This is a genomic window from Raoultella sp. T31, assembly GCF_002806725.1.
GTDB classification, from domain to species: domain Bacteria; phylum Pseudomonadota; class Gammaproteobacteria; order Enterobacterales; family Enterobacteriaceae; genus Klebsiella; species Klebsiella electrica.
This window is the reverse complement of sequence record NZ_PIBO01000020.1, coordinates 60839-84135: the sequence shown is the minus strand read 5'-3', so window position 1 is coordinate 84135 and position 23297 is coordinate 60839. Positions and strand designations below refer to the sequence as shown.

Annotated in this window: 16 protein-coding genes, 1 tRNA gene and 1 pseudogene; 6 read left to right on the top strand and 12 right to left on the bottom strand. The window is 50.6% G+C overall.

From position 1 onward, the window contains the following. Positions 1-484: 484 nt before the first annotated feature. From CWM52_RS15065 to ahr, 6 genes are all read right to left on the bottom strand, one after another. Positions 485-1789 (bottom strand): ABC transporter substrate-binding protein, encoded by a 1305-nt coding sequence (locus tag CWM52_RS15065; protein WP_100684836.1) that lies wholly within the window; start codon positions 1787-1789, stop codon positions 485-487. Further along, positions 1782-2855, bottom strand: a complete 1074-nt coding sequence (locus CWM52_RS15060) for an ABC transporter ATP-binding protein (RefSeq protein ID WP_100684835.1) — start codon at positions 2853-2855, stop codon at positions 1782-1784. The genes CWM52_RS15065 and CWM52_RS15060 overlap by 8 nt, the downstream gene beginning before the upstream one ends. A 5-nt stretch (positions 2856-2860) precedes the next feature. Next, a complete protein-coding gene (locus CWM52_RS15055) occupies positions 2861-3685 on the bottom strand; it encodes a phosphodiesterase (RefSeq protein WP_100684834.1) in 825 nt (274 codons plus the stop codon). Positions 3686-3695: 10 nt separating this feature from the next. After that, a complete protein-coding gene (locus CWM52_RS15050; protein ID WP_100684833.1) occupies positions 3696-4583 on the bottom strand; it encodes a carbohydrate ABC transporter permease in 888 nt (295 codons plus the stop codon). Next, positions 4573-5445 (bottom strand): carbohydrate ABC transporter permease, encoded by an 873-nt coding sequence (locus tag CWM52_RS15045; protein ID WP_100684832.1) that lies wholly within the window; start codon positions 5443-5445, stop codon positions 4573-4575. The genes CWM52_RS15050 and CWM52_RS15045 overlap by 11 nt, the downstream gene beginning before the upstream one ends. Positions 5446-5602: 157 nt before the next feature. Next, positions 5603-6622 carry an NADPH-dependent aldehyde reductase Ahr gene (gene ahr / locus CWM52_RS15040; protein WP_100684831.1) on the bottom strand — a complete coding sequence of 340 codons (1020 nt, stop codon included), beginning with the start codon at positions 6620-6622 and terminating at the stop codon, positions 5603-5605. Positions 6623-6900: 278 nt separating this feature from the next. Here ahr and CWM52_RS15035 point away from each other — a divergent pair. The 4 genes from CWM52_RS15035 to CWM52_RS15020 all read left to right on the top strand — a co-directional run bounded on the left by CWM52_RS15035 (position 6901) and on the right by CWM52_RS15020 (position 12226). Beyond that, positions 6901-6985 (top strand) — tRNA-Leu (locus CWM52_RS15035). Between the two features lie 198 nt (positions 6986-7183). Continuing rightward, complete coding sequence (locus tag CWM52_RS15030) at positions 7184-8443, top strand: tyrosine-type recombinase/integrase (protein WP_100684830.1); 1260 nt, start codon at positions 7184-7186, stop codon at positions 8441-8443. Between the two features lie 186 nt (positions 8444-8629). Then, a complete protein-coding gene (locus tag CWM52_RS15025) occupies positions 8630-9601 on the top strand; it encodes an AAA family ATPase (RefSeq protein WP_049267269.1) in 972 nt (323 codons plus the stop codon). A gap of 21 nt (positions 9602-9622) precedes the next feature. After that, positions 9623-12226, top strand: a complete 2604-nt coding sequence (locus CWM52_RS15020; protein ID WP_049267268.1) for a S8 family peptidase — start codon at positions 9623-9625, stop codon at positions 12224-12226. A gap of 87 nt (positions 12227-12313) precedes the next feature. Here the strand turns inward: CWM52_RS15020 and CWM52_RS15015 are convergent, their stop codons facing one another. Genes CWM52_RS15015 through CWM52_RS15000 form a run of 4 tightly spaced genes read right to left on the bottom strand, consistent with a single transcriptional unit; the run spans position 12314 to position 19146 of the window. Further along, positions 12314-15508 carry a type I restriction endonuclease subunit R gene (locus tag CWM52_RS15015; protein WP_100684829.1) on the bottom strand — a complete coding sequence of 1065 codons (3195 nt, stop codon included), beginning with the start codon at positions 15506-15508 and terminating at the stop codon, positions 12314-12316. A 2-nt stretch (positions 15509-15510) separates the two neighbouring features. Further along, positions 15511-16254: an abortive infection family protein gene (locus tag CWM52_RS15010; protein WP_100684828.1), complete on the bottom strand. Its 744-nt coding sequence runs from the start codon at positions 16252-16254 to the stop codon at positions 15511-15513. After that, on the bottom strand, positions 16251-17588 hold the full coding sequence (locus CWM52_RS15005) for a restriction endonuclease subunit S (RefSeq protein WP_100684827.1): 1338 nt from the start codon (positions 17586-17588) through the stop codon (positions 16251-16253). Before CWM52_RS15005 ends, CWM52_RS15010 begins: the two co-directional genes overlap by 4 nt. Continuing rightward, positions 17578-19146, bottom strand: coding sequence for a type I restriction-modification system subunit M (locus CWM52_RS15000; RefSeq protein WP_100684826.1), 1569 nt, complete (start codon positions 19144-19146; stop codon positions 17578-17580). The genes CWM52_RS15005 and CWM52_RS15000 overlap by 11 nt, the downstream gene beginning before the upstream one ends. Before the next feature lie 387 nt (positions 19147-19533). Between CWM52_RS15000 and CWM52_RS14995 the strand changes: the two are divergent. Then, a pseudogene (locus tag CWM52_RS14995) lies at positions 19534-20635 on the top strand (IS3 family transposase). Between the two features lie 60 nt (positions 20636-20695). On the opposite strand, the gene CWM52_RS14990 reads toward CWM52_RS14995, so the two are convergent. After that, the gene (locus CWM52_RS14990) at positions 20696-20923 is read right to left on the bottom strand and encodes a helix-turn-helix transcriptional regulator (RefSeq protein ID WP_100684825.1); all 228 of its coding nucleotides are present in this window, start codon (positions 20921-20923) and stop codon (positions 20696-20698) included. A 156-nt stretch (positions 20924-21079) separates the two neighbouring features. Continuing rightward, complete coding sequence (locus tag CWM52_RS14985) at positions 21080-21649, bottom strand: inovirus Gp2 family protein (RefSeq protein ID WP_100684824.1); 570 nt, start codon at positions 21647-21649, stop codon at positions 21080-21082. A 494-nt stretch (positions 21650-22143) separates the two neighbouring features. Here CWM52_RS14985 and CWM52_RS14980 point away from each other — a divergent pair, with 494 nt between their 5' ends. Continuing rightward, the gene (locus CWM52_RS14980) at positions 22144-23130 is read left to right on the top strand and encodes a hypothetical protein (protein ID WP_100684823.1); all 987 of its coding nucleotides are present in this window, start codon (positions 22144-22146) and stop codon (positions 23128-23130) included. The last annotated feature ends 167 nt before the right edge of the window (positions 23131-23297 follow it).

The window sequence follows — 23297 nt, the reverse complement described above, 5'->3', positions numbered from 1 at the left end:
TGGCGGCGCGAGCGCCTTATCCGGGCTACCCGTCTCATGTCGCCCCGGTAAGCGCAGCGCGACCGGGGGAATTTCCGGGCGCGGCGGGCTCCCCAGTGGCGGGAACCCCCGGATGGTGGGCCCCCCCGGATAGCGGCGCGAGCGCCTTATCCGGGCTACCCTCCATGTAGCCCCGGTAAGCGCAGCGCCACCGGGGGATATTTTCGGATGCGGTGGGGCCCCCGGTGGTGGGAGCCCCGGATGGCGGCGCGAGCGCCTTATCCGGGCTACCCGTCTCATGTCGCCCCGGTAAGCGCAGCGCCACCGGGGGATATTTTCGGATGCGGTGGGGCCCCCGGTGGTGGGAGCCCCGGATGGCGGCGTCAGCGCCTTATCCGGGCTACCTGTCTCATGTAGCCCGGTAAGCGCAGCGCGACCGGGGGAATTTTCGGGCCGCGGTGGGGCCCCCGGTGGTGGGAATCCTCGGATGGTGGCAAGAGAGGGTTTACTTCACTTCGGCGAGAGCGGTTTTGTCGACGTAGGGTTTCATCAACGCATCGGCTTCCTTCTGCGCGGTTTGCACCGCCGCTTCCGGCGTCACTTTGGCGTCGTTGACTACCGCCGCCAGCTGGTTCTCCATCGCTTTACGCACGGCGACGGTCTCCCAGGTGGAGTACCACGGATGGGCGTACTTCAGCTGCTCCAGGGCAATCGCCGCACGCGGATCTTTTGCCAGATACTCTTTCATCTCCGGCGTATCGTAGGCGGCTTTGCGTGGTGAGAAGTAGCCGGTGAAGCGGCTCCAGGCGCCGTTGACCTGCGGGCTGACCAGATACGTCAGGAACTGATACGCCGCTTTCTTCTGCGCGTCGTTAATGCCTTTAAAGCTCACCAGGCTGGCGCCACCGATCGGCACCGCGCGCTGCTCTTTTGCCGGCAGCATCGCCACCCCGAGCTCAAAGTCTTTGCTGTTCTCGCGCATAAAGCCCAGCGCCCCGGTGCTGAGCATCGCCATCCCCACCTTGCCGGAGAAGAAGCTGGCGCTGATCTGCTTCGAGTTGAGCACGCCGGAAGGCATCACTTTGTCTTTGTAGATCAGATCCTGCCAGAAACGCAGGGCCCCGATGGTGGTCGGCGCGTTGTAATAAACTTCACCCGGATAATCTTCGTTAAAGTATTTCCCGCCGTTGGCGCGCACCAGCGCCGAGAAGATCCAGCCGCCGTAGTCATCGTTGGTCGACGGCAGCATGATCCCCCACTGACCTTTGCTCTCGTCGGTCAGCTTTTTAGCATCCGCCAGCAGCTCGGCCCAGGTCTGCGGCGGCTGTTTGATCCCGGCCTGATCGAACAGCGTTTTGTTGTAATAGAGGATCGGCGTTGAGTTATGGAACGGGATCGCATAGGTGGTGCCCATCACCTGGGCATTTTTCTGCATCGCCGGCCAGAACTCTTTCACCAGGAAATCGCCCGCCTTTTGATCGCCATACTGGAACAGATCGTCCATCGGCAGGATCTCATCCTTCAGCGCCAGATCGGTGGTGAAGTTGGCGGACATGATAACCAATGCCGGCGGCTGTCCGGCCTTCTGCGCCGATTCCGCTTTGATCTTGGTGGTGTCGTAGTTGCCGGTGAAGATCCCGCGCACTTCGACATCCTGCTGCGAATCGTTGAAGGCTTTGATGACGCGGGTCATCTCCATGGTCAGCTTGCCGTCTACCGGCGCCGGAAACATGAAATCGATCTTCTCTTTCGCCAGCGCCGTGCCGCAGAGGGCGAGGGAAAGCCCGACGGCTGTCAGGGTTTTAAGCATGGTCAATCTCCTGGAGTAAATTGTGCTGTTGCTCAGCATGAAAAAGATGAATATCGGCAGGCGAGAAGCCGAGGGTCAGCGTGTCGCCTTTTTCCGGCACCGCGCCGCGATGGCGGCGGCTAAAACGCAGGGTGCCGATGGGGGTGCTGACGTGGAGCAGGTAATCGGCTCCCATCAGTTCTCGTTGCAGGACGGTGGCGGGCAGGCGCAGATGGGCCTCCTCCACGCGATCGCTGATATGTTCCGGACGAATGCCGAACCAGACCCGGGACTCGTCGCGGTAGCGCGGCGGCAGCGGATGGCGCAGTTCGCTAAGCTGTACCTCGCCGTCGGCGCAGGGCAGCGACAGCAGATTCATCGACGGCGAGCCGATAAACCCGGCGACAAACAGGTTGGCCGGGTGGGCGTAGAGGTACTCCGGCCGCCCGACCTGCTGGACGTGGCCGCCGTTCATCACCACGATGCGGTCGGCCATCGACATCGCCTCGGTCTGATCGTGGGTGACGTAGACGGTGCTGGTTTTCAGCTGCTGGTGGAGGTCCATAATGCTGTCGCGCACTTCGCTGCGCAGGCGCGCGTCGAGGTTGGAGAGCGGTTCGTCCATCAGGAACAGGCGCGGGTTGCGCACGATGGCGCGGGCCATCGCCACCCGCTGGCGCTGGCCGCCGGAGAGTTTCGCCGGCTTGCGGTCCAGCAGCGTTTCCAGCTGTAGCATCTGCGCCACTTTATCGACCCGCGGCTGCCAGCTGGCCTTATCTTCTTTTCGCACCTTCATGCCGAAGGTGATGTTGTCCTGCACCGACAGGTGCGGGAACAGGGCGTAGTTCTGGAAGATCATCGCGAAGTTGCGCTCGCGCGGCGACTGGGCGGTGATGTTCTCGTCGTGCAGCCAGATCTCCCCTTCGCTCACCGGCTCCAGCCCGGCCAGCAGGCGCAGCAGGGTGCTTTTGCCGCAGCCGGAGGGGCCGACCAGCACCACGAACTCGCCTTCATGAATATCGAGCGAGAGGGCGTCGAGGGCCGGTTTACCGTCGAAACGTTTACTGATGTTTTGCAAACTAAGCATGAGGATTAACGCTCTTCCGTTGGACAACTGATTTTTTCGTCGTACAGCCACGGCCCGGCATAGTGCGCCAGCGAGTGCTGATAGCTGACCCACTGCTCACCGACCTGGCGATGCATCAGGCATGACGCTGGCGACAGGTCGTAGTACGGGCGGGTATCTTCGTGGCAATAGGGGACCTGATGGACGGTTCCCGGCACGGTGGAGATGATCGCCTGGCGATACTGGGTCAGGGTCAGGCTGTGGTTATGGCCGCAGAAGATGCGCGTCAGCGACGGGAAACGCTCCACCAGCGCCAGCAGGCGATGGCCGTTTTCACAGGCGATGGGGTCCATCTGCGCGTTGCCCAGCGGCAGCGGCGGGTGGTGCATAAACACCGTCGTTGGCTTGTCGCCGCCGTCGAACAGCTGCGCTTCCAGCCATTTGATGGTCTCGTCCGTCAGCCAGCCGCTGGAGGTACCGGCGCGGCTGGAGTCGATAAACAGCAGGCGGGTGGCGAAGTCGTCCACCGCGTAGTGCATATTCTGCGGGTCGTTGCCGAGCTGCGGGCACAGCGGGTGCAGATATTCGAGAAACAGGGTTTTATCGTCGTGATTGCCGGGGATCAGATACAGCGGATAGTTCAGGTTGCCGAGGATCTGGCGGGCAACCTCGTACTCCTGCGGGCGGCCGCAGTTGACGATATCGCCGCTGACCACCACCGCGTCCGGGCGCTCCTGCAGGGCGTTGAGCTGGGAGACCACGTCGGCATTGGCGGCGTTAACGTCGATAAACCCGTACAGCTTCTGCCCGTGGCTGCGGAAATGGGTATCGGAAATCTGGGCTAACAGCATAGATAACTCCTTATTTGATCCCGGAGAAGCCGAAGCTTCGCAGGAACTGTTTCTGGAAAAGGATGAACGCCAACATCAGCGGCAGACAGACCATCAGGGTCCCGGCGCCGATGGTGCCCCACTGGCCGCCGGATTCGGCGCCCATGGCGAAGGAGACCAGCCCCACGGTCAGCACCTGTTTATCGGGATCGTTGAGCATCATCAGCGGCCACAGATACTCGTTCCAGTGGTAGGTAATGCTGACGGTGGCGAAGGCCAGCACCGACGGCCACGACATCGGCAGCAGCACGCGGAACAGCACCTGCCACCAGCGGCAGCCCTCCATCAGCGCGGCTTCTTCCAGCTCTTTGGGGATGGCGAGGAACGCCTGGCGCATCAGGAACACGCCGAACGCCGAGGTGAAATAGGGCATCATCACCCCGGTAAGGGTGTTGAGCAGGCCGAAGGTCTTCAGGGTCAGCATGTTCGGCACCATCATCACTACCGGCATGATCATCAACTGAACGAGGAACAGCAGGAACAGCGTCTGCTTGCCGCGGAACTCGTGGCAGGCGAAGACGTACCCGGCGGTGGTGATGGTCAACAGCTGCACGAAGAAGGTGCCGAAGGTGAAGATAAGGGTGTTGGCGTACAGGCTCAGCCAGTCTGCGCTGGCCCAGGCGTCGCGGAAGTTATCCAGCGTCAGCGGCAGACGCGGCAGTAGCGAGGCCATATCTTCGCCGAAGGTGGTGGCGCTAAACGAGGCCGCCAGCATCCAGATAAACGGACTGACCCACAGCAGCGCCAGGCAGCACATCAGCACGGTGAGGGTGAACGGCTGCGAACGGCGCAGACGCAGCCACAGCGGATGCGACGCGCTCTGCGAACGAACAACCAGCGGAGTGGCTTCAGCGCTCATAGTGGGCTCCTTTCTCCAGCAGTTTGAGGTTAAGCAGCGAGAAGGCGAACAGCCCGGCCAGCGTCAGGAAGGTGGCGGCGGAGGCTTTGCCGAGGTCGTGGGTATCCCACGCCAGATTCTGGATGTAGTAGAGCAGCACGGTGGTGGCGTTATCCGGCCCGCCGCGGGTCATCACCGCCACGTGGTCAATCTGGGTGATGGAGTAGATCAGCGCCGTGGTAACCACGAAGCTCAGGGTCGGGCGCAGCAGCGGCAGCGTGACCTTAAAGAACACCTGGCTGCGGGTGGCCCCTTCCATAATCGCCGCTTCGCGCGTTGAAGCCGGGATGCTCTGTAACCCGGCGAGGAAAAACAGCATGTAGTAGCCAGCGAACTTCCACACGCCAATCAGCGCCAGCGCCAGCAGCGCGGTATTGTTGCGTCCCAGCCAGTTGTTGTTCATCGGCCCGAACAGCTTCGCCAGATAGTGGTCGAGCAGGCCGAGGCCGGGCATAAAGATAAACAGCCACAGCGCGGCGGCACTGACCATCGGGATAATCATCGGGAAGAAGAAGGCGGTGCGCAGCCAGCGGTTGACGCGGTGGTTTTCGCTCAGCGCCACCGCCAGCAGCAGGGCCAGCGTCACGCCGGGGACTACCGTCAGCAGGATGTAGAGCAGGTTGTTGAGCAGCGACTGCCAGAAGACGTTATCGGCAAACAGGCGGACGAAGTTATCCAGCCCGACGAACGGCGCGTTGTCGCTGGCCATGCGGGTATCGAACAGGCTGTCGTACACCGAACGGCCCAGCGGGAACCAGGTAAACAGCAGTAAAAACAGCAGGGAGGGTGACAGTATCAGCCAGGGGAGCCAGGTTTTTCTCATGGTGGCAGACGTCTCGTTCAGGTGTTTATGGAAGCCAGGATTGTGAGAACGAATGACTGCAAGGAGATGGCGGGGAGATGACCGTTTAATGAACCTCAGCGGGCGCCGGATGAGGGAACAGGCCGGGCAGACGGGCCGCCCGGCGGAGAAGGTGGCGTTAGAAGTCGGCTTTCAGCACCACGCGATAGCGGGCTTTACCCTCGCGCACGTGTTTCAGCGCGTCGTTGATTTGCGACATCGGGAACAGCTCGGTGGTCGGGGCCACTTTGCTGCGTCCGGCGAACTTCATCAGCTTGCGCAGCTCGGACGGGTTGCCGGTGGCCGAACCGGAGATACTGCGGTCGCCGCCAATCAGGGTAAAGGCGGGGACCTGCAGCGGCTTCATCACCGCGCCGACGGTATGGAAGTTGCCGCCGTAAGCCAGCGCTTCGAAGTACGGCTGCCATTCGAGATCCACCGCCACGGTGTTGATGATCAGATCGAACTGGCCGGCCAGTGCTTTTAAGGCTTCTGGATCGCGGCTGTTCACCACCCGATCGGCGCCCATTGCCAGCACTTCCTGCTCTTTCGCCGGGTTGGAGCTGAAGGCGGTGACTTCGGCGCCCATGGCGCGCAGCAGTTTAATGGCGATATGGCCGAGGCCGCCGATACCGATGACGCCCACGCGGCTGGTGGCGGTGACGCGATGCATCAGCAGCGGTTTAAAGACGGTGATCCCGCCGCACAGCATCGGGCCAGCGGATTCGATATCGATGCTTTCCGGCAGCGGGATCACCCATTGCCAGTCGGCGCGCAGTTTATCGGCGAAGCCGCCGCGGTTGATGATGGTTGGCACCGAGCCTTCGAGGCAGTTGATCTGGTTGCCGCCGATGCAGGCGTCGCAGTGCCCGCAGCTGCGCGCCGTCCAGCCGATGCCAACCTTCTGGCCGACTTTCAGCCCTTTATCCTGCGCCGCGCTGCCCAGCGCCGCTACGCGGCCAATCACTTCGTGGCCGGCAACCAGCGGATAGCTCGACATGCCCCATTCGTTGTCGATCATCGACAGGTCGGAGTGGCAGATGCCGCAGTATTCGACCTGCACTTCGACATCCTGCGGCAGCAGTTCGCCCGCGTCGTACTCCCACAGCGACAGATCGGCGCCCGCTTCTTTGGCGGCGTAGCTTTTAATTGTGCTCATCACGATTTCCTTGGTTTGGCGGAGATAGACAGACAGTGTAGAGCATGAGGCAGGGCGATGCCTGGCAGAATGAGGCAGACAGACGGGCAATGGAAGGGGAGGGGGAGGCGGTCGCGCAGGGAGTTTTGCCGGGCAACAGAGGAGGAAAATGTGACCTGAGACGGTCCAGAGGGGGCCTGGCGCTGTTTTTTTCGACACTTAGCGCGGCGTAGACACGCTGCTGCTTGCATGGCGGCCATCGACAGGTATAATCCACAACGTTTCCGTATCCCTTCAGTGCCGAAGTGGCGAAATCGGTAGACGCAGTTGATTCAAAATCAACCGTAGAAATACGTGCCGGTTCGAGTCCGGCCTTCGGCACCATCGGAACATCAATAGACGTCAACAGACGTCTTTTTTTGTGCCTGAAATCCAGTATCCGCAAGGCTTTCCTCGCTTTTTCACTCAACCTAAGTCAACCTGATTCAATCTACATCAACTTACTGATGCGGGTACAACTGCGGGTATATCCCGGTTCGATAAAGTTTGTACCCACACAGAACCCTTGAAAGGATACTCATCATGGCTCTGAGTGATGTGAAGGTTCGTTCAGCTAAGCCTGAAGCAAAAGCCTATAAACTAACTGACGGTGAAGGCATGGTTTTGCTGGTTCACCCTAACGGTTCCAAATATTGGCGGCTTCGTTATCGCTTCGGCGGCAAAGAGAAGATGCTAGCGTTGGGGAAATACCCCGAAGTATCGTTGGCGGATGCCAGGGCACGCCGGGATGAAGCCCGTAAGCTGTTAGCAAACAGCGTCGATCCCAGTGAGAACAAGAAAGCCGTTAAGGTAGAGCAGGAGCAAGAGGCAATAACATTTGAACTGGTTGCCAGAGAATGGCACGCCAGTAATCAAAAATGGTCGGCATCGCATAGCGCTCGTGTATTGAAGAGCTTGGAGGATAACCTCTTTGCTGCCATTGGTAAGCGGAACATTGCGGAACTGAAGACACGGGATCTGCTTGTACCCATTAAAGCAGTAGAGTCATCCGGGCGGCTCGAAGTCGCCGCTCGTTTACAGCAACGAACTACCGCGATTATGCGCTTTGCCGTTCAGAGCGGCTTAATCGACTACAATCCCGCGCAAGAGATTGCTGGTGCGGTTGCTACGTCGAAAAGACAGCATCGTGCCGCTCTGGAACTCAATCGCATACCTGAATTACTTCACCGCATCGATCACTACTCTGGCAGACCGTTAACCCGACTGGCTGTCGAACTCACGTTGTTGGTTTTCATTCGTTCAAGCGAGCTACGGTTTGCCCGCTGGACTGAAGTTGATTTTGAAACGGCCATGTGGACGATTCCAGGTGAGCGTGAACCGCTGGAAGGCGTTAAACATTCTCAGCGTGGTTCAAAGATGCGGACACCTCATCTTGTTCCCTTGTCGCGTCAGGCCTTAACTATTTTGGAAAAGATCAAAAGCATGAATGGAAATCGAGAGCTGATCTTCGTTGGCGATCACGATCCGCGTAAGCCTATGAGTGAGAACACGGTGAACAAGGCGCTGAGAGTGATGGGTTATGACACGAAAACGGAAGTGTGTGGGCATGGTTTCAGGACGATGGCGTGTAGTTCTCTGATTGAGTCAGGATTGTGGTCGAGGGATGCAGTGGAGCGGCAGATGAGTCACCAGGAACGCAACTCTGTTCGGGCGGCTTACATCCACAAGGCTGAGCATCTGGGGGAGAGGAGGCTAATGTTGCAGTGGTGGGCTGATTTTCTGGATGCAAATCGGGAGAAAGAGGTTAGTCCGTTTGATTTTAGGAAGCGAAACGGTGATTAATCGGTCTCAAATGGAAAAGATGTTTTACTTCCTAGACTTAATCCCATGACTTAATCCCATATCAGTAGACAGATTCTGTCTTTACGATGAGGTCTGGTAGAGGGGAGATCATCTTCGATGTAGATATGTGTTTGCCGTGTACTACTGGCTTGATAAACTACACTCTGTAGTAAGATGAGGTAAAAAATGGCCAGAGCCGACTTAGTGCTAAGTTTAGTTGAGACTGGGATGAAGGGTGACCTTCCGCGTTTCAAAATAACTGCAGAAGCGATCGCTGCAGAAGCAACAGCACGCCATCAATATCAGCTTGCCGATAAGCTGAAAAATATTCTTACTAGTACAGGCTCTGGTGAGGCGCGCCGTTATACCTACGATTCTGATCTCCAGAATGCCTTTTATGAAATCCAACCGCGTAAAATTCTGGATGATTTGATCATCCCTGAAACCGTGACTACGCAGTTTATGGAGTTGATAGAAGAGCATGCGCGTCGCGATCTGTTGCGGTCGTATAATCTGGAACCGCGTCATAAACTATTGTTATCTGGGCCTCCAGGAAACGGCAAAACTTCAATTGCCGAAGCGCTGGCCAACCATCTCTCGCTTCCTTTCTTTACGGTTAAGTACGAAGGAATAATTAACCGCTATCTTGGAGAAACAGCACAGCAAATAGACAAGTTATTTGAATTTGTTAAAACTCAGCGCTGCGTGCTATTTTTTGACGAATTTGACGCCATAGGTAAAGAGCGCGAAGATGTTAATGACAACGGTGAAATGAAGCGTGTAGTGAATTCCCTGCTTAAACATATTGACCTACTACCTAGCCATGTTGTGTTTGTAGGGGCAACGAACCATGAAGCAATGCTCGATAAGGCCATCTGGCGCAGATTTCAGTTACAGATAACTTTGCCGTCTCCAACACAGAGTATGGCGACGAAATGGTTTGAAGAGTTTGAGAAACGCGTGGGTCATTCTCTCGGCCTTGCCCCTTCGACACTTGCCAGAAAGCTGTCTGGTCTTAGCTTCGCCGAGTTAGAAGAATTTGCTCTCGATGTGCAACGTAAATACGTGCTTGGTCTCCCCGCAAGCGAAAAAAAACTGAAGGAAATTTCCGCTCACTGCCTTAAGCACTGGTCGGAGCGATATCGGCAAAAAGATTAATTCACTAATAAGGAAAGTGAAATGGCGCAGAATCCTCTCTTAATATTCACCCCGCCAAAACCAGTTTTAAAGAGGGACGATCTGACGCCTAATCGTTCATCGATTCAGTTTCCGAATATAGATATCCAGGCTGCACGAGTTTTTCCAAAAGTCGAAAGGCTTGAGCGTAATTTTGCAGAATATATCGAACTTGCTGAAACCGCTGACGGCTTTCTTCCTGAAAAAGTACTTGTGCTGGAAGTCGTCGGCGAAATAGAAGGCCTCGCTACCGCACTTACCCGAGTTAAGGGTTTTGAATATCTTTCCTCCGCATTACTTGAAAAATCTTTTGATAGTGAAGATTATTACACGTTAAGCAATGGAACCCGTAGACCTGCTTCCAGAAACGCTTATCTGACAATGAGCAGCCAGGCTGGGCTCAGTCGTCTCTTGGCACTGTGGCGCGAATACCAGAAAAATAGGAAAGTAGAATGGGGATTTGGTGCGCTGAAGGCCGTCTTTGACCGACTTACAGATATTCGTTTCTGGGATACCCGAGACAGGCTAGCTGCTACTTTCGTCTTAGAAGACTGGCAGGGACGTGTTGAGGATGCGACTGCTGGATATGATGATCCCGTTCCTTTCGAAATTGAACTTTGGTATCGGTCGTCTCCTGAGGAGCAGTCTAAAGCGGAGTCACGCATAAGAGGTTTAATATCTCGTGCAGGTGGCACCATTATCGGTGGATGCAAGTATAAAGGTATCAGCTATCACGCACTTATCGGTAATCTCCCTGTCAGTAAGGTTCAGGAGATACTCCTATATGGGGGCGAAGCTCTGGAACTGATGCGCTGCGATGATGTAATGTTTTTTAGGCCACTAGGCCAATGCGCTTTTCCCATTATTGAAGAAAATGTTCAGACTGGGGACGAGATATCGACGCTGGTCGGTCAGAATCTCCCCGATCCCTATGCGAGTCCAATTGTCGCTTTACTCGATGGTCTACCACTTGAAAACCACTCGGCCCTCAGAGGTAGGCTAGAAATTGACGATCCGGATGATTTCGAATCTCTTTACACCTCGCCGTCCTATCAGAATCACGGTACATCGATGGCATCTCTGATTGTCCATGGTGATCTTTCGAATCAGATCGAACCGCCTCTTTCTAGGCGTATTCATGTCAGACCAATCATGATTCCCGGGAGTATCAGTTTCGATGGTAGTGTGAGGGAGCAAATTCCTACTCAATATCTTCCCGCTGATCTGATCCATCGCGCCGTTGTCAGAATGAAAAAAGGAGAAAACGGTCAGCCGCCCACATCTCCAGACGTCTCCATTATTAACCTATCTATTGGAGATCCTTGCCGTATGTACGATGCCCAGATGAGTCCATGGGCGAGAATGTTGGACTGGTTGTCTGTTGAATATCAGGTATTGTTCGTCGTTAGTGCAGGAAATTCGAGTATGCCTTTAATTCTGGATAATGTCGCTGGGGATGATTTCTCTAATCTCACCCCTACAGAACTGGAAGAGCATGCTCTTAAAGCAATCGCGGTTCAACGTCCGTTGCGTCGTTTGCTTTCACCTGCTGAATCAATAAATGCGTTAACCGTCGGTGCATCGCATCATGATGGCTTTACTGGCAATATTCCACCAAGACATGTTGATGTATTTTCAACTCATGGAATGTTTTCACCGATTAATACCATTGCGTTAGGAAGGCGAAAGTCGATCAAACCTGAGGTGCATATGCCTGGGGGGCGTCAAACTTATGTGAATAAAACGAACACATCGCGCGATCCGGTCAGGCTTGATGTTTCCAAAACATTTCGTTTTGGACCGGGACTGAAATCAGCTATGCCTGGAGCTGAGGGGGCACTTAATCAGTGTGGTTTCACGGCGGGCACAAGTAACGCAGCAGCGCTAGCGACCAGGAGACTTGCGATGCTGCATGACACGCTCCAGGAAATGAAAGCGTTCGGATACAAGGAAGCACTTTCGAAAGCATCTGATGCCCTGATTTTAAAGGCAATGATGATCCATGGTGCTGAACATAATACTCTCTCGAGCAGAGTAATTAGTCACCATTTAGATGTGAACGGTAGCAGAACATTTAAATCTGATCTTAATCAGTATCTAGGATTTGGCCAGGTAAACGAAAGCCGAATTCACTTTTGTGCTGACAATCAAGCAACACTTATTTATTCAAACGTTATCGAGGCTGAGACTGCTCAAGATTATTTTTTCCCACTCCCACCAAGTCTTGCCGCGAAAACTATTAATCGTCGCCTGGTAGTAACAGTAGTTTGGTTCTCGCCAGTGAATCATGGACATAAAGATTACCGCGGGGCTCAACTCTGGGCAAGTCCAGCTTATGGTGATATTAATCTTGATGAATTTGATTATTATCCTTCACATCTGAAAAATGGCACAGTGTTTCACGACGTTCGCAAGGGAAATCGCGCTTCAGCCTTTACCGAGGGAGATCGGTTGGCTATCAGAATTAATTGTTACGGTCGAGCTGGAATTAAAAATCTCAAGGTTCCTTATGTAGTTATTGCGACATTAGATACACCAGGTACGGCGCTGCCAGTTTATGAGGAAGTTCGAGAGGCGCTACGTATTATGGCGAAACAGAATGCTTAATGTGATATTTAAAAATGTATAAGCACTCATTCACAAACTTGTGAATGAGTGCTTGTTTATCAATAAAAAAATTATTATGGCATTTTGTTAAATTGAGCTTCCGGCTCTATCAGACTCCCCCACTGACCACTTGGATGATAGGGCCTCGGCCTGCTGCAAAACAGTTTGTACGGCCATGTCCTGAAGGTCAGGTGGATATCCATATTTACGTAGAATACGCTTTACCAGCACCCTCATGCGCGCACGAGCAGAGTCACGACGCGCCCAGTCAACCGATACATTTGCTCGTAAATTTATAAGTAGTTCATGAGCGATGATTCGAAGTTTGTCATCACCCATCAGTTGTACCGCATTTTCATTTTCAGCCAGAGCGTCGTAGAAGGCTATCTCTTCATCAGACAACCCCGATTCTTCGCCCCTTTGACGGGCGGCACGGATATCTTTTGCGAGGCGGATAAGTTCTTGCAATACTTCAGCCGTAGTGATGGCATTTGCATGATAGCGAGCTACAGCTTCTTCAAGACGTTCAGAGAAGGCCTTGGTTTGTACCACATTGGCTTTGCTACGTGAGCGAATTCCATCATTAAGCAGCTTGCGTAAAGCTTCCAGAGCAAGATTTTTTTTCTCCATCTGCTGAACTTCAGCTAGGAATTCATCCGAGAGTATGGATATATCTGGGCTTTTAATTCCCACAGCCCCCAAAATATCTACAATCTCGGTCGAAATTACTGCGCGGCTAACGATTTGCTGGATAGCCAACTCTCGTTCTTGTTGGGTAATACCCGAACCGGAGCTACTTTTGACTAATGCGGCGCGAATCGCTTGGAAGAAACCAACTTCTTCTCGAATTTCACGAGCTTCATCAGAGGCAGAGGCCAAAGCGAAGGCTTTTGATAGTGCTAACACAGCATCTTGGTAACGGCGATGAGCATTTCTTTTCGCTTCTTTTGAATTCTCTTTTGCAGAAAGATTCTGTTGCAAATTGAGAATCCACTCGATAGCACCAGCCATCATTGCTAATCGTTGTTGTGGTGTTCCTGACATAGCAGAGGCGTAGTCGAAACCATGGAACATGTCACGTACGATTTCGTACTTCTCTATCATTACAGCTATTGCCTGTGCTTCGTCAATTCCGGTATTGTCTTGGTCACTCTTAGAGTATCGTTGCAATGCCGATTTTAGATTTTGCGCAATACCGATATAATCAACAATTAGTCCAGCAGGCTTGTCACGGAACACTCGGTTTACGCGTGCGATAGCCTGCATCAGACCGTGTCCTTTCATTGGTTTATCCACATACATCGTGTGCATGCAGGGAGCGTCAAAACCAGTCAGCCACATATCGCGAACTATTACTAGCTTAAGTGGGTCTTTTGGATCGCGGGCACGCTTAGCAAGCAAATCACGACGTTTTTTATTGCCGATGTGTGGCTGCCAATCATGCGGATCGCTCGCAGAGCCAGTCATGACAATCTTCACACTGCCTGCATTATCATCATTGCTGTGCCAATCGGGACGTAACTTAATAAGCTCATCATACAAAGCAATACATATACGTCGGCTCATACAAACTACCATTGCTTTTCCTTCCAGAGCAGCGACACGGTCTTCAAAATGGGCAACCATATCCTGCGCAACAAGTGCTAAGCGTTTTTTGCTGCCCACCAGCGCTTCAACAGTTGCCCATTTTTGCTTGAAACGTTCTTGATCAATTTCGGAATCGTCCTCGGTCAGTTCGTTAACCTCGGTATCAATATTTGGTTTTTCATCTTCGTCAAGCTCAATACGAGCCAGTCGGGATTCGTAGTAAATAGGGACGGTAGCACCATCTTCTACTGCACGGCTGATATCATAAACATCTATATAATGACCAAATACCGCCGGAGTATTTATGTCATCGGCCTCGATTGGTGTACCTGTAAAACCAATAAAAGATGCATTGGGTAATGCATCGCGCATGTATTTAGCGAAGCCATAAGAGATTTCACCGGTCTTTGTATCGACTTTCGCTCTAAATCCATACTGACTGCGATGAGCCTCATCGGCTATAACTACTACATTACGCCGTATAGTGAGTGGTTCAGCAATCTCACCAAATTTTTGCAATGTAGTGAAAATCACGCCGCCCGATGCACGATTTAAGAGTTTTTGTAAGTCTTCGCGGCTACTGGCTTGAACAGGTGTTTGCCTAATAAGATCACGGCACATTGAAAAGGTTGTAAACAACTGATCGTCTAAGTCATTTCTATCAGTAAGTACTACCAATGTTGGGTTTGCCATTGCAGGATGCTTAACCAACTGACCAGCATAGAAAGCCATTAGTAGACTTTTTCCTGAGCCTTGCGTGTGCCATATAACGCCAGCTCGTTTATCCCCTTGGGACTGTGGATTAACTAAACTTTGACCATCTGCTGCGCCTTCCCTAGAGGCTCGAATAGTAGATTCGACAGCACGATTTACTGCATGAAATTGATGATAGCCGGCAATGATTTTTGAGAGTCCTGACCCAGTTTCACCGAATACCGTAAAGTAATATAAAAGCTCAAGCAGTCGTTTATGTTCAAAAACACCTTCTATTAAGATATCAAGCTCTGGCAAACCTTTCGGAGTCACATTCTTACCATCAGTTGTCCGCCATGGCATAAATCTTTCAAGATTGGCAGATAGCGATCCTACCCGCGCAGCAACACCGTCAGATACAACTAACAATGCATTAGTGTTAAATAATCCAGGTATTTGATTTTTATAGGTTTGAAGTTGATTAAATGCACTAGCTAAATTAGCTGTAGAACTACCCGGGGCTTTTAGCTCAATTACTGCGAGTGGTAAACCATTAACGAATACAACTACATCTGGCCGTCGTTTATAATTACCTGCAATAACTACAAACTGATTAACTGCCAACCAGTCATTAAGCTCGGGAAATTCAACATCAATAAGCTTAACCTTACCAGCGGTCAGTGTTCCATCGTCCGCGTAATACTCAACATCCACACCTTCTATCATTAGCTTGTGAAGACGACGGTTTTCTTCGAGCAAGGAAGGAAGCTCTGTCTGTATTACTTGGCGTATGGCATCCTGTCTGGCATCCTCTGGTAGGCTGGGATTTAGGCGAGCAACGGATTCCACAAGCCGTTTTTTAAGCACAACCTCATGATGGCTCTCACGCTCAGGGTGATGCCCATCAGGACCAATATCTTCTTCTCGTTGGATGCTGTAGCCAAGGGTAAGAAACTGTTCGAGCAGAGCTTGCTCTACGGCAGCTTCAGATAGAAATGCCATTACTATTCTCCCTCTTCTTCCTCAAGTTCAATCGCTGAGACTTGCACCCCACGAGCAGCATTCAATGCTTCGACATAGGCATCACGATCCAGTTGATAGAGTAACCGGCTAACTTCAATATTAATTGATAACTCATCACTACCGGGTAGTAAAAAACGCAAGATGGTGGTATCACCTTCACCGGCTTCCACTTCTAAACCTATATATCTATCAATCAAAGAGTTATCTTCATTGAATCGTTCCCAAGGTTCTCGTGAACTTATGGGGTCTAACTTAGTGTCCAAATAAGCTTTGTGCAAAAAGGCTACAATAGCATCAGCAGCTAAAACTGCTGTACGCCGATGATGTACTGCGAGTCTTTCTAAATACGGATCTTTTCCATGACTAACTGGACCCGCTTTATTGCGTAGGTCGTTTAGGGCATGGGCAAGCTTATGGTGACTGGAAACTAATTTTCTGAACTGATCATCACGTATGTCACCAAGTTTTAAAGCCCGAATAGCCGCAGTTAGCCAATCAGACAATGAAGGTGTTTCCTGCACCGGCTTGAGGGGAGCCTGAGGTGTGTGGAAGTTTTCCACGATAACTTGACATACGGTTTCAACGACGGTTTTGGCACAGTCAATGCATGCATCGTTATCCTGCTCGAGGTTACGTTCAAGCGCCTCAAAGGTTTGCTGTAGCATTGGAGCTTGGCGCCAATGCGCGCAAGCTTCCCGAATTCCGGGACACCAATCTAGAGTCATATCGCGGCTCCAAAAAGATCACTGCCATTTGGCGCACACAGGTCTCCAGATATCAGCTTGGGAAGCAATGTATCACGCAGGTTAGCTAGCGTTTCGCTCTCCTGAGCATTGGCCTTAATACTGTTGAATTGAGGGGTAACTATATTAGAGAAAGCTTTCCATATATTCTCGTTTGATGGTGATGCTAATTTGAATGAAGCCACCGAACTAGCTTGAACGCGCTGACGGCCAGACGTACCTGTCATATTCCGAATGGCTTGTTCACGAAAATTGTTGTCTCTTGCGAGCAAATACCCAAATTCAGCAGGTACAGGATACTTTGTACGCATCACTATATATTCAGTTGAACCCCAACCTATCGACTTGTCTGGTAAACATTGAATAAATGCAGTTTTACCGTTTTCAAGGCATGGAGTAATTCTAGCGAGTAATGTGTCGCCATTGCGAAAACGCATACCGCTGCCAAATTGTCGGATGACAGGAGGGGCAGGCCAGCATCCATCAGTAGGTAATGAGGACATTTCTAAATAAGGAGCCTCTGTTCCTCTACGAAGAGGCTCACTGGGGTTGAAGTCGATAATTTCGTTTGCTGGTATCCATCTCCAGCCTTCGGGAATTTCCCCTAACTCTAATTCAACGAGCCGATCTGGGAAAATGTCATAGAGGTCAGCAGGTAGTCCAGGTAATGATTGCCCCTTCTGCCAGCGGCCTTCCATTTTAGCCCTGACTGGCTCGAAATCTACAAACCACGCTTTAAACAAAGCACTAGCCATCTCTTCTAGTAATTTGTTCATCCGTCGATTTAGAGCAATTTTATCGTCCAGAGTGCCAAGAGTATCTCCAATAGCACGCTGCTGGTCGAGTCCTGGAACTCGGAGAACCAGCGACTCTATCATCGCTTTTGTAAGGGCATTTCTCGTTGCCCCAGCAGAGGCTAAAGCCAACAAATGTTCTTGCATTAATGGGCTAATCAAAACGTAGCGTAAAAAACGCTTATCAAGCATATCCGGCTGTGGACGAATAATTGCAACATGCTGATTTACTCGTGCTGGCAAAACTGTTTGATCAACCTGACAACAACGTGCTACTGAATCTCCAGTAATGTTGAGAAGAACATCACCTTCCTCGACAATGACATTGCGCAATTCCCATGCTTGAGAGTCGTCGATATATACGAGGCCTTCACGGGAAAATCGATCGTTGTATATATTTTGGCTACGTATTAGAGCAGTATTACCACCTCTGTAAGATTCCTTGCCTCCACGAGGCGTTGCACCGCTACCAATTTTAAGACAAACCTCCCCTAGATGGATTTGTTTCCATTCAGTCTCCATACCCAAGCCCTCTCAAATTCGCCTCAATCTTGGTATCTAGCTTAACTGCACTATCGCGTTGCTCATGCCATTGCTTTGATAGACGAGCCATTTTTTCCGCGAAGGGTTCATCATCATCTTCTTGCTCTGCTGCGCCAACGTAGCGTCCTGGAGTCAGTAGATAATCGTGTTTGCGGATCTCTTCAAGTGTGACTGATTTGCAAAATCCAGCCATGTCAGCATATTCGCCAGCTCCATCTTCCCCACGCCAGGCGTGATATGTATCTGCAATTTTCTGTATTTCGTCGTCAGTGAACTCACGTCTGGTACGGTCTATCAATACACCTAATTTACGAGCATCAATGAATAAAACTTGCCCACGGCGGTCGCGTTGTCCGCCTGCATGACCATTCATGGGATTTTTATTGCGAGCTAGAAACCAAAGGCAAGCGGGAATTTGTGTAGAGTAAAAAAGTTGTCCGGGCAATGCTACCATGCAATCTACAGCATCGGCTTCAAGCATTGCTTTACGAATTTCCCCCTCACCGGATTGGTTGGAGCTCATGGAGCCGTTTGCCAGCACTATCCCAGCGTGGCCGTTTGGGGCAAGATGATGGTAGATATGCTGTAACCAAGCGTAGTTGGCATTACTCACAGGGGGGATACCGAACTTCCAGCGCACGTCTTCACGTAAGCGATCTCCACCCCAATCTGAGACATTAAAAGGTGGGTTAGCTAAAATAAAATTTGCCTTCAGATCACGGAGTTCATCCTTATGGAAGCTACCTTCATTATTCCATCGAATGTCGGAATCAATGCCCCGCACTGCTAGGTTCATCTTGGCTAAACGCCATGTAGTGTAATTTGACTCTTGCCCATAAATAGCAATGTCACCTATACGGCCTCCGTGCTCCTGCACAAATTTTTCCGATTGGACGAACATGCCGCCAGAGCCACAGCAAGGATCGTAAATGCGACCAAAGTAGGGTTCAAGCATTTCTACAAGCACTCGCACAACCGAACGAGGAGTGTAAAACTCACCACCTCGCTTGCCTTCAGCACCGGCAAATTGGCCGAGGAAATACTCATACACGCGACCTAGAATATCTTTGGAGCGGCTACCCTCTTCGTTGAGGGCAATACCGGAGATAAGGTCGATAAGCTCTCCTAACATCACTTTATTCAAAGCTGGTCGTGAGTAGTCTTTAGGTAGCACACCTTTAAGCGATTCATTATCTGTCTCAATGGCACGCATCGCGTCATCAATTAGTGAACCGATAATGGGGAGCTTGGCGCTAGCCTGCAGGTGTGACCAACGTGACTCTTTCGGTACCCAGAATACATTATCGGCGAGATATTCGTCTTTATCCTCGGCGGCCAGAGCATCTTCATTCAACAGAGCTTGGCGCTTCGCTTCAAAGGCATCTGAGATGTATTTGAGGAAAATAAGTCCGAGAGCAACATGTTTGTAGTCCGATGGCTCCATGTTGCCGCGAAGTTTATCGGCGGTTTTGAAGAGCTCAGCCTCGAAGCCAAGGTCTCCGCCTTTACTAGTATTGTTTGAACCAGTCAGTGCCATCTTGTTCGTTCCTTTTACTTAATGCTTTCACCACTGGGGCTGAAATCTTGGGATTTTTCAACTCACACAAAGTTCGGAGATTGCCACCGTGTATGCAGACAGCAAAATATTCGCTACGAACGTGGAATGAGAATATTCCTGTTGTGTTGATTTCAGTATAATGTGGTAAGGGTTTTGTCTAATAATATCACTGTCTTGGCTTTGAATCTGCTGCTCATTTTTTTCTTGCTAGCTGAAGTCTGCCCCCTCGAAAGGCACATCAATATGAATTTAGTTTAAAATTATAACAAATATAACAATAGGTTATGTGACCCTGGCCCGAAATCCTGCGCCATTCAGAAACAGAATGCCGGCATGATCTACACTCCCTGAACGGAGGTGGTGCCGATGAAAAAATCACGATTCACCGAAGAGCAGATTGTTTTTGCCCTGAAGCAGGCTGAACTGGGGACGTCCGTGCTGGAGGTCTGCCATAAGCTGGGTATTTCCGATGCCACATTCTATACATGGCGCAAGAAATGCGGCGGGATTTCGCCTTCGGAGCTGAAACACATGCGGCAGCTTGAGGAAGAGAATCTAAGGTTGAAGAAGCTGGTTGCCGATCTGAGCCTCGACAAAACCATGCTGCAGGATGTGCTGGCAAAAAAGACCTGGCACTGGCGCGTCTGCGCGAATGGGGCCGGGACCTGCAGGCACGCTACGGAGCCAGTGAGAGGCAGGTCTTTTTTGCGCTACGGGTCAGCCGTAGCTCTTTCCGCTACCGTTCTGTGGCAGCAGACGACAGTGCGCTGCGCCTCCGTATCAGGAAGATCACTGAAACCCGGGGTCACTATGGCTACCGCAGGGTTCACGTCATGCTCCGGCGGGAGGGCTGGCGGGATAATCATAAACGCATTTACCGACTCTACAGCGAGCAGGGGCTGTCCCTGCGTCTCAAACGCCCACGCCGGAATAAATCGGCACAGCGCCGACAGCCCCAGCCCCAGCTCCAGGGGCTGTATCCGAATCATGTCTTTGTCTCTGACGCCTTATTTGACGGGCATCGGTTACGTCTGCTAACAGTCATTGATCTCTACACACGCGAATGTCTGGGGATCTGCGTGGGCCCGAATCTGCGCTCAACGGAGGTCGCAGAGATGCTGAACACCATTACGCTCAGACGTCCCTTACCACAATTGCTGAAAACCGATAACGACTCTGAATTTGCAGGGAAAATGCTGGATAAATGGGTGTATGAACGAGGGAGCCGTATCGATTTTTCTCGACCGGGACACCAACGGACAATGCCACAGTGGAGTCGTTCAATGGCAAGCTGCGACAGGAATGTCTGAACGAGAACTGGTTAGTGTCTCTGGAGGACGCACGGTGCAAAATCGAGGCCTGGTGCATACACTATAACCAGAGGCGTCCCCATTCTGCACTGGGCTGGATGACGCCATCCGAATTCGCTGAGAAGCCTGCCGGTTGGCAGAATATGCAGCCAACATGAAGCCGGTTATTCCTGATTACGACTGGATGATATTCGGGATCAGGGTCACCGTAGTACGTTTCATAATTTTTCTATCCGCCGCGAGTCAGCAATACGTTGCTGCATCCAGCTCTCCACCTCACTTTTACGCCAGCGGGAACTGCGCCCCAGTTTGATGGGTTTCGGGAACTGACCGTCCCCAATCAGTTTGTAGAACCACTTATCTGTCATACCGGTATACGTCGTGATAAAGCTCATATCGATAAGCGGGTCTTCAGCGCAAAGGACTGGGTTATTGGTAGTAGCCATGGAATCTCTCCCTCTGAAAATTAATGATGGGAGGAGTCCGGTGTGGTTGAGTTCTATTGCACGCCAGTACTCCTTCAGAGGATAGGGATTGCCAGTAAAAAAATACCTGAGAGCCATATCGGCCCCGATAGGCTGGGGCGAATCTTGACGGGGATATCAGCGCTGGCTGCATCCAAAATTACGCTCGCCATCACCAGTAACTTTGGTATGGTCCTTTGCAAGATATGAAGCCCTTAATAATGCTTCCCGTAGTTGCTCATTATTCCCGCGGTCAATCCAGTACACCGGGCTTTCCGGAAAGTGTGCCAGCGTTGCATACTCCGAAGTACCCACCCGTAAGGCGCTACACCACGCCTGTTTGATTAACCCTGCCAGTGAAGCCGGATCGTTATAGTTACCTGCGGAACACCAGACTTCGCGATTAAGCAACAACACCACGTGGTAGTGCTTTTTACCGTTGCGTTCTCCATATTCCCTTGCCCAGATATAACGCAGGTCGGTCATGCGTTTTCGGTTGCCCTCGCGGTGTTTACGAAGTAGGTATACTGTAATCTTTACTTTCAGAGAGTCTATAAATCGTGAAATAACAGCAGCATCTGTAGATGCAGGAGCATTGGGTAGTCGTAGATCAACCCTCAGCATTAATACTCGCGGATAAGCCTTAAGGGCGTTCAGTAAGGTGTCGGTAATACGTTGTTGCCAGAAAGGATTAGAGGTGTAATTCATTATGGAATCTCCAGTGGTTTGTTTTTCACATCAATGACTGGAGCTGTAAAAAAACACTCTTAAAAATAATGCTTCAGGTAATTAAAACTGAGATTTGATGTTTCAACCTATCTGGATTAAATCATTTCTGATTACAAAAGGGTTATGAAGGTAACCCATAGCTTTAAGCGTAACAGAGAGAAAGGATGTATCAGGTATATATTACCAATCCGACAGTTTGTGCTATGTAAAGTGTGTACATCCGGTGGCCATGCACCATCAATCTGCTCCTGGCTGGTCCTTCAGTCACTCTGGAGTTAACGTTGTATGGGGGAGTTGATTGACTATGCTATTAAAGTGCCATCAGCCCCAGTATTTAAAGGAATTTCGTGCTATGAATGGAACGTTTTTTCCTTATTTTTTCCTCTATTAGGCATCATTTTTAACACGAAAAATCTTCATTAAAATCTTGGCTTAAGTTATCCTAAAAGGAGGCTTGAGAGAAGGGACTGGACATGAGTGATGAGCGTATAAAAAGGATGAGAATCAAATCTGCGCAGGAATTGTCAGGAAATGAATTAATGCTGATAAGGGAATATCTTTCAACCTTTCCATTGTCTATGCTCGGGCGCATATTAATATCGCTAAATATAACGATAGCAAACTCAAATTTCCCTCAGATAGCCAATAATGCCCCGGAATTAATAGATTTTATTTGTTCGGATGTCGTTTCTGATAAAATAAAATCTCCTTTTGATAAGATAAATAAACTTGTAAAAGATGTAGAAAGTGACGCTTTCTCCGATGTTTGTATTGTATGGCTTAAAAATGATATCGAAGCATGCCACTATTTCTGGTGGAAACTGATGCAGCTCGAATGGAAAGGTGTGTTTAAACTGCTCAGAGCGGATAATATACATCTCTACAGTGATGTGGGGAGTAAGCAGCAAGCTCAATGCGTTTCTGATACATTTTGTTTGCCCAGAGTCGTAGGCGGACATAAAGAACGCTATAAATCCATTTTTACCTTATTAAGTTTGTTGCCATTCAAAAATACTGAAATAAATCTTCTGATTTCACATTTATCCTGTAACTACAAGAGAGATAAAGAGATATGCAGGCATGAGGTCAATGTCACCTCTTTGATGAAAAGCAAAGAGTCGGTTTCTTTTTCAGTTTGTTACTTAAAGAAAAAAAATATGTTCCTGGCTGATTTAGAACCTCTCACGGAGAGTGATAGTAAATACGCATTAATCACACAGCTTTATATGCTTACAAGAGAAGACAATTTTAAAGAGTTAGTCACCTCGTTGACTAAAGCTTGGTCACAAAAGAAGGTACGTGAAAAAAGAAAAGAGACGGATAAAAAACGGACTGCCGAACTTCTCGGCTTGAGCAAAGAAAGCATCAGGATGCTTAAGGAATTATCAAAAAAACACAGTATGGGCCAATCAGAACTGATGGATCTGGCTATACAGTCTTTGTTCGAACAAATGCAATAATTCATTATAAAATCAGAAATATATCATCATAATGGATGACGGTAGCTTTCGATCTCAGTGTGTATGTTTTAGTCGTAGTTGTCACGGGACTATGACACTCAGTGTCGCATTCAACTCCATCCGCGTAAAAACTCACCATTTCAGAAGACATATCCGTGCCACAGCCC

Coding starts and splice junctions, on each gene's coding strand:
- CWM52_RS15045 (WP_100684832.1), bottom strand. CDS start 5,445: ATGAGAAAAACCTGGCTCCCCTGGCTGATACTGTCACCCTCCCTGCTG.
- CWM52_RS15000 (WP_100684826.1), bottom strand. CDS start 19,146: ATGGCACTGACTGGTTCAAACAATACTAGTAAAGGCGGAGACCTTGGC.
- CWM52_RS15065 (WP_100684836.1), bottom strand. CDS start 1,789: ATGCTTAAAACCCTGACAGCCGTCGGGCTTTCCCTCGCCCTCTGCGGC.
- CWM52_RS15015 (WP_100684829.1), bottom strand. CDS start 15,508: ATGGCATTTCTATCTGAAGCTGCCGTAGAGCAAGCTCTGCTCGAACAG.
- ahr (WP_100684831.1), bottom strand. CDS start 6,622: ATGAGCACAATTAAAAGCTACGCCGCCAAAGAAGCGGGCGCCGATCTG.
- CWM52_RS15030 (WP_100684830.1), top strand. CDS start 7,184: ATGGCTCTGAGTGATGTGAAGGTTCGTTCAGCTAAGCCTGAAGCAAAA.
- CWM52_RS14980 (WP_100684823.1), top strand. CDS start 22,144: ATGAGTGATGAGCGTATAAAAAGGATGAGAATCAAATCTGCGCAGGAA.
- CWM52_RS15020 (WP_049267268.1), top strand. CDS start 9,623: ATGGCGCAGAATCCTCTCTTAATATTCACCCCGCCAAAACCAGTTTTA.
- CWM52_RS15010 (WP_100684828.1), bottom strand. CDS start 16,254: ATGACTCTAGATTGGTGTCCCGGAATTCGGGAAGCTTGCGCGCATTGG.
- CWM52_RS14990 (WP_100684825.1), bottom strand. CDS start 20,923: ATGGCTACTACCAATAACCCAGTCCTTTGCGCTGAAGACCCGCTTATC.
- CWM52_RS15025 (WP_049267269.1), top strand. CDS start 8,630: ATGGCCAGAGCCGACTTAGTGCTAAGTTTAGTTGAGACTGGGATGAAG.
- CWM52_RS15050 (WP_100684833.1), bottom strand. CDS start 4,583: ATGAGCGCTGAAGCCACTCCGCTGGTTGTTCGTTCGCAGAGCGCGTCG.
- CWM52_RS15060 (WP_100684835.1), bottom strand. CDS start 2,855: ATGCTTAGTTTGCAAAACATCAGTAAACGTTTCGACGGTAAACCGGCC.
- CWM52_RS15005 (WP_100684827.1), bottom strand. CDS start 17,588: ATGGAGACTGAATGGAAACAAATCCATCTAGGGGAGGTTTGTCTTAAA.
- CWM52_RS14985 (WP_100684824.1), bottom strand. CDS start 21,649: ATGAATTACACCTCTAATCCTTTCTGGCAACAACGTATTACCGACACC.
- CWM52_RS15055 (WP_100684834.1), bottom strand. CDS start 3,685: ATGCTGTTAGCCCAGATTTCCGATACCCATTTCCGCAGCCACGGGCAG.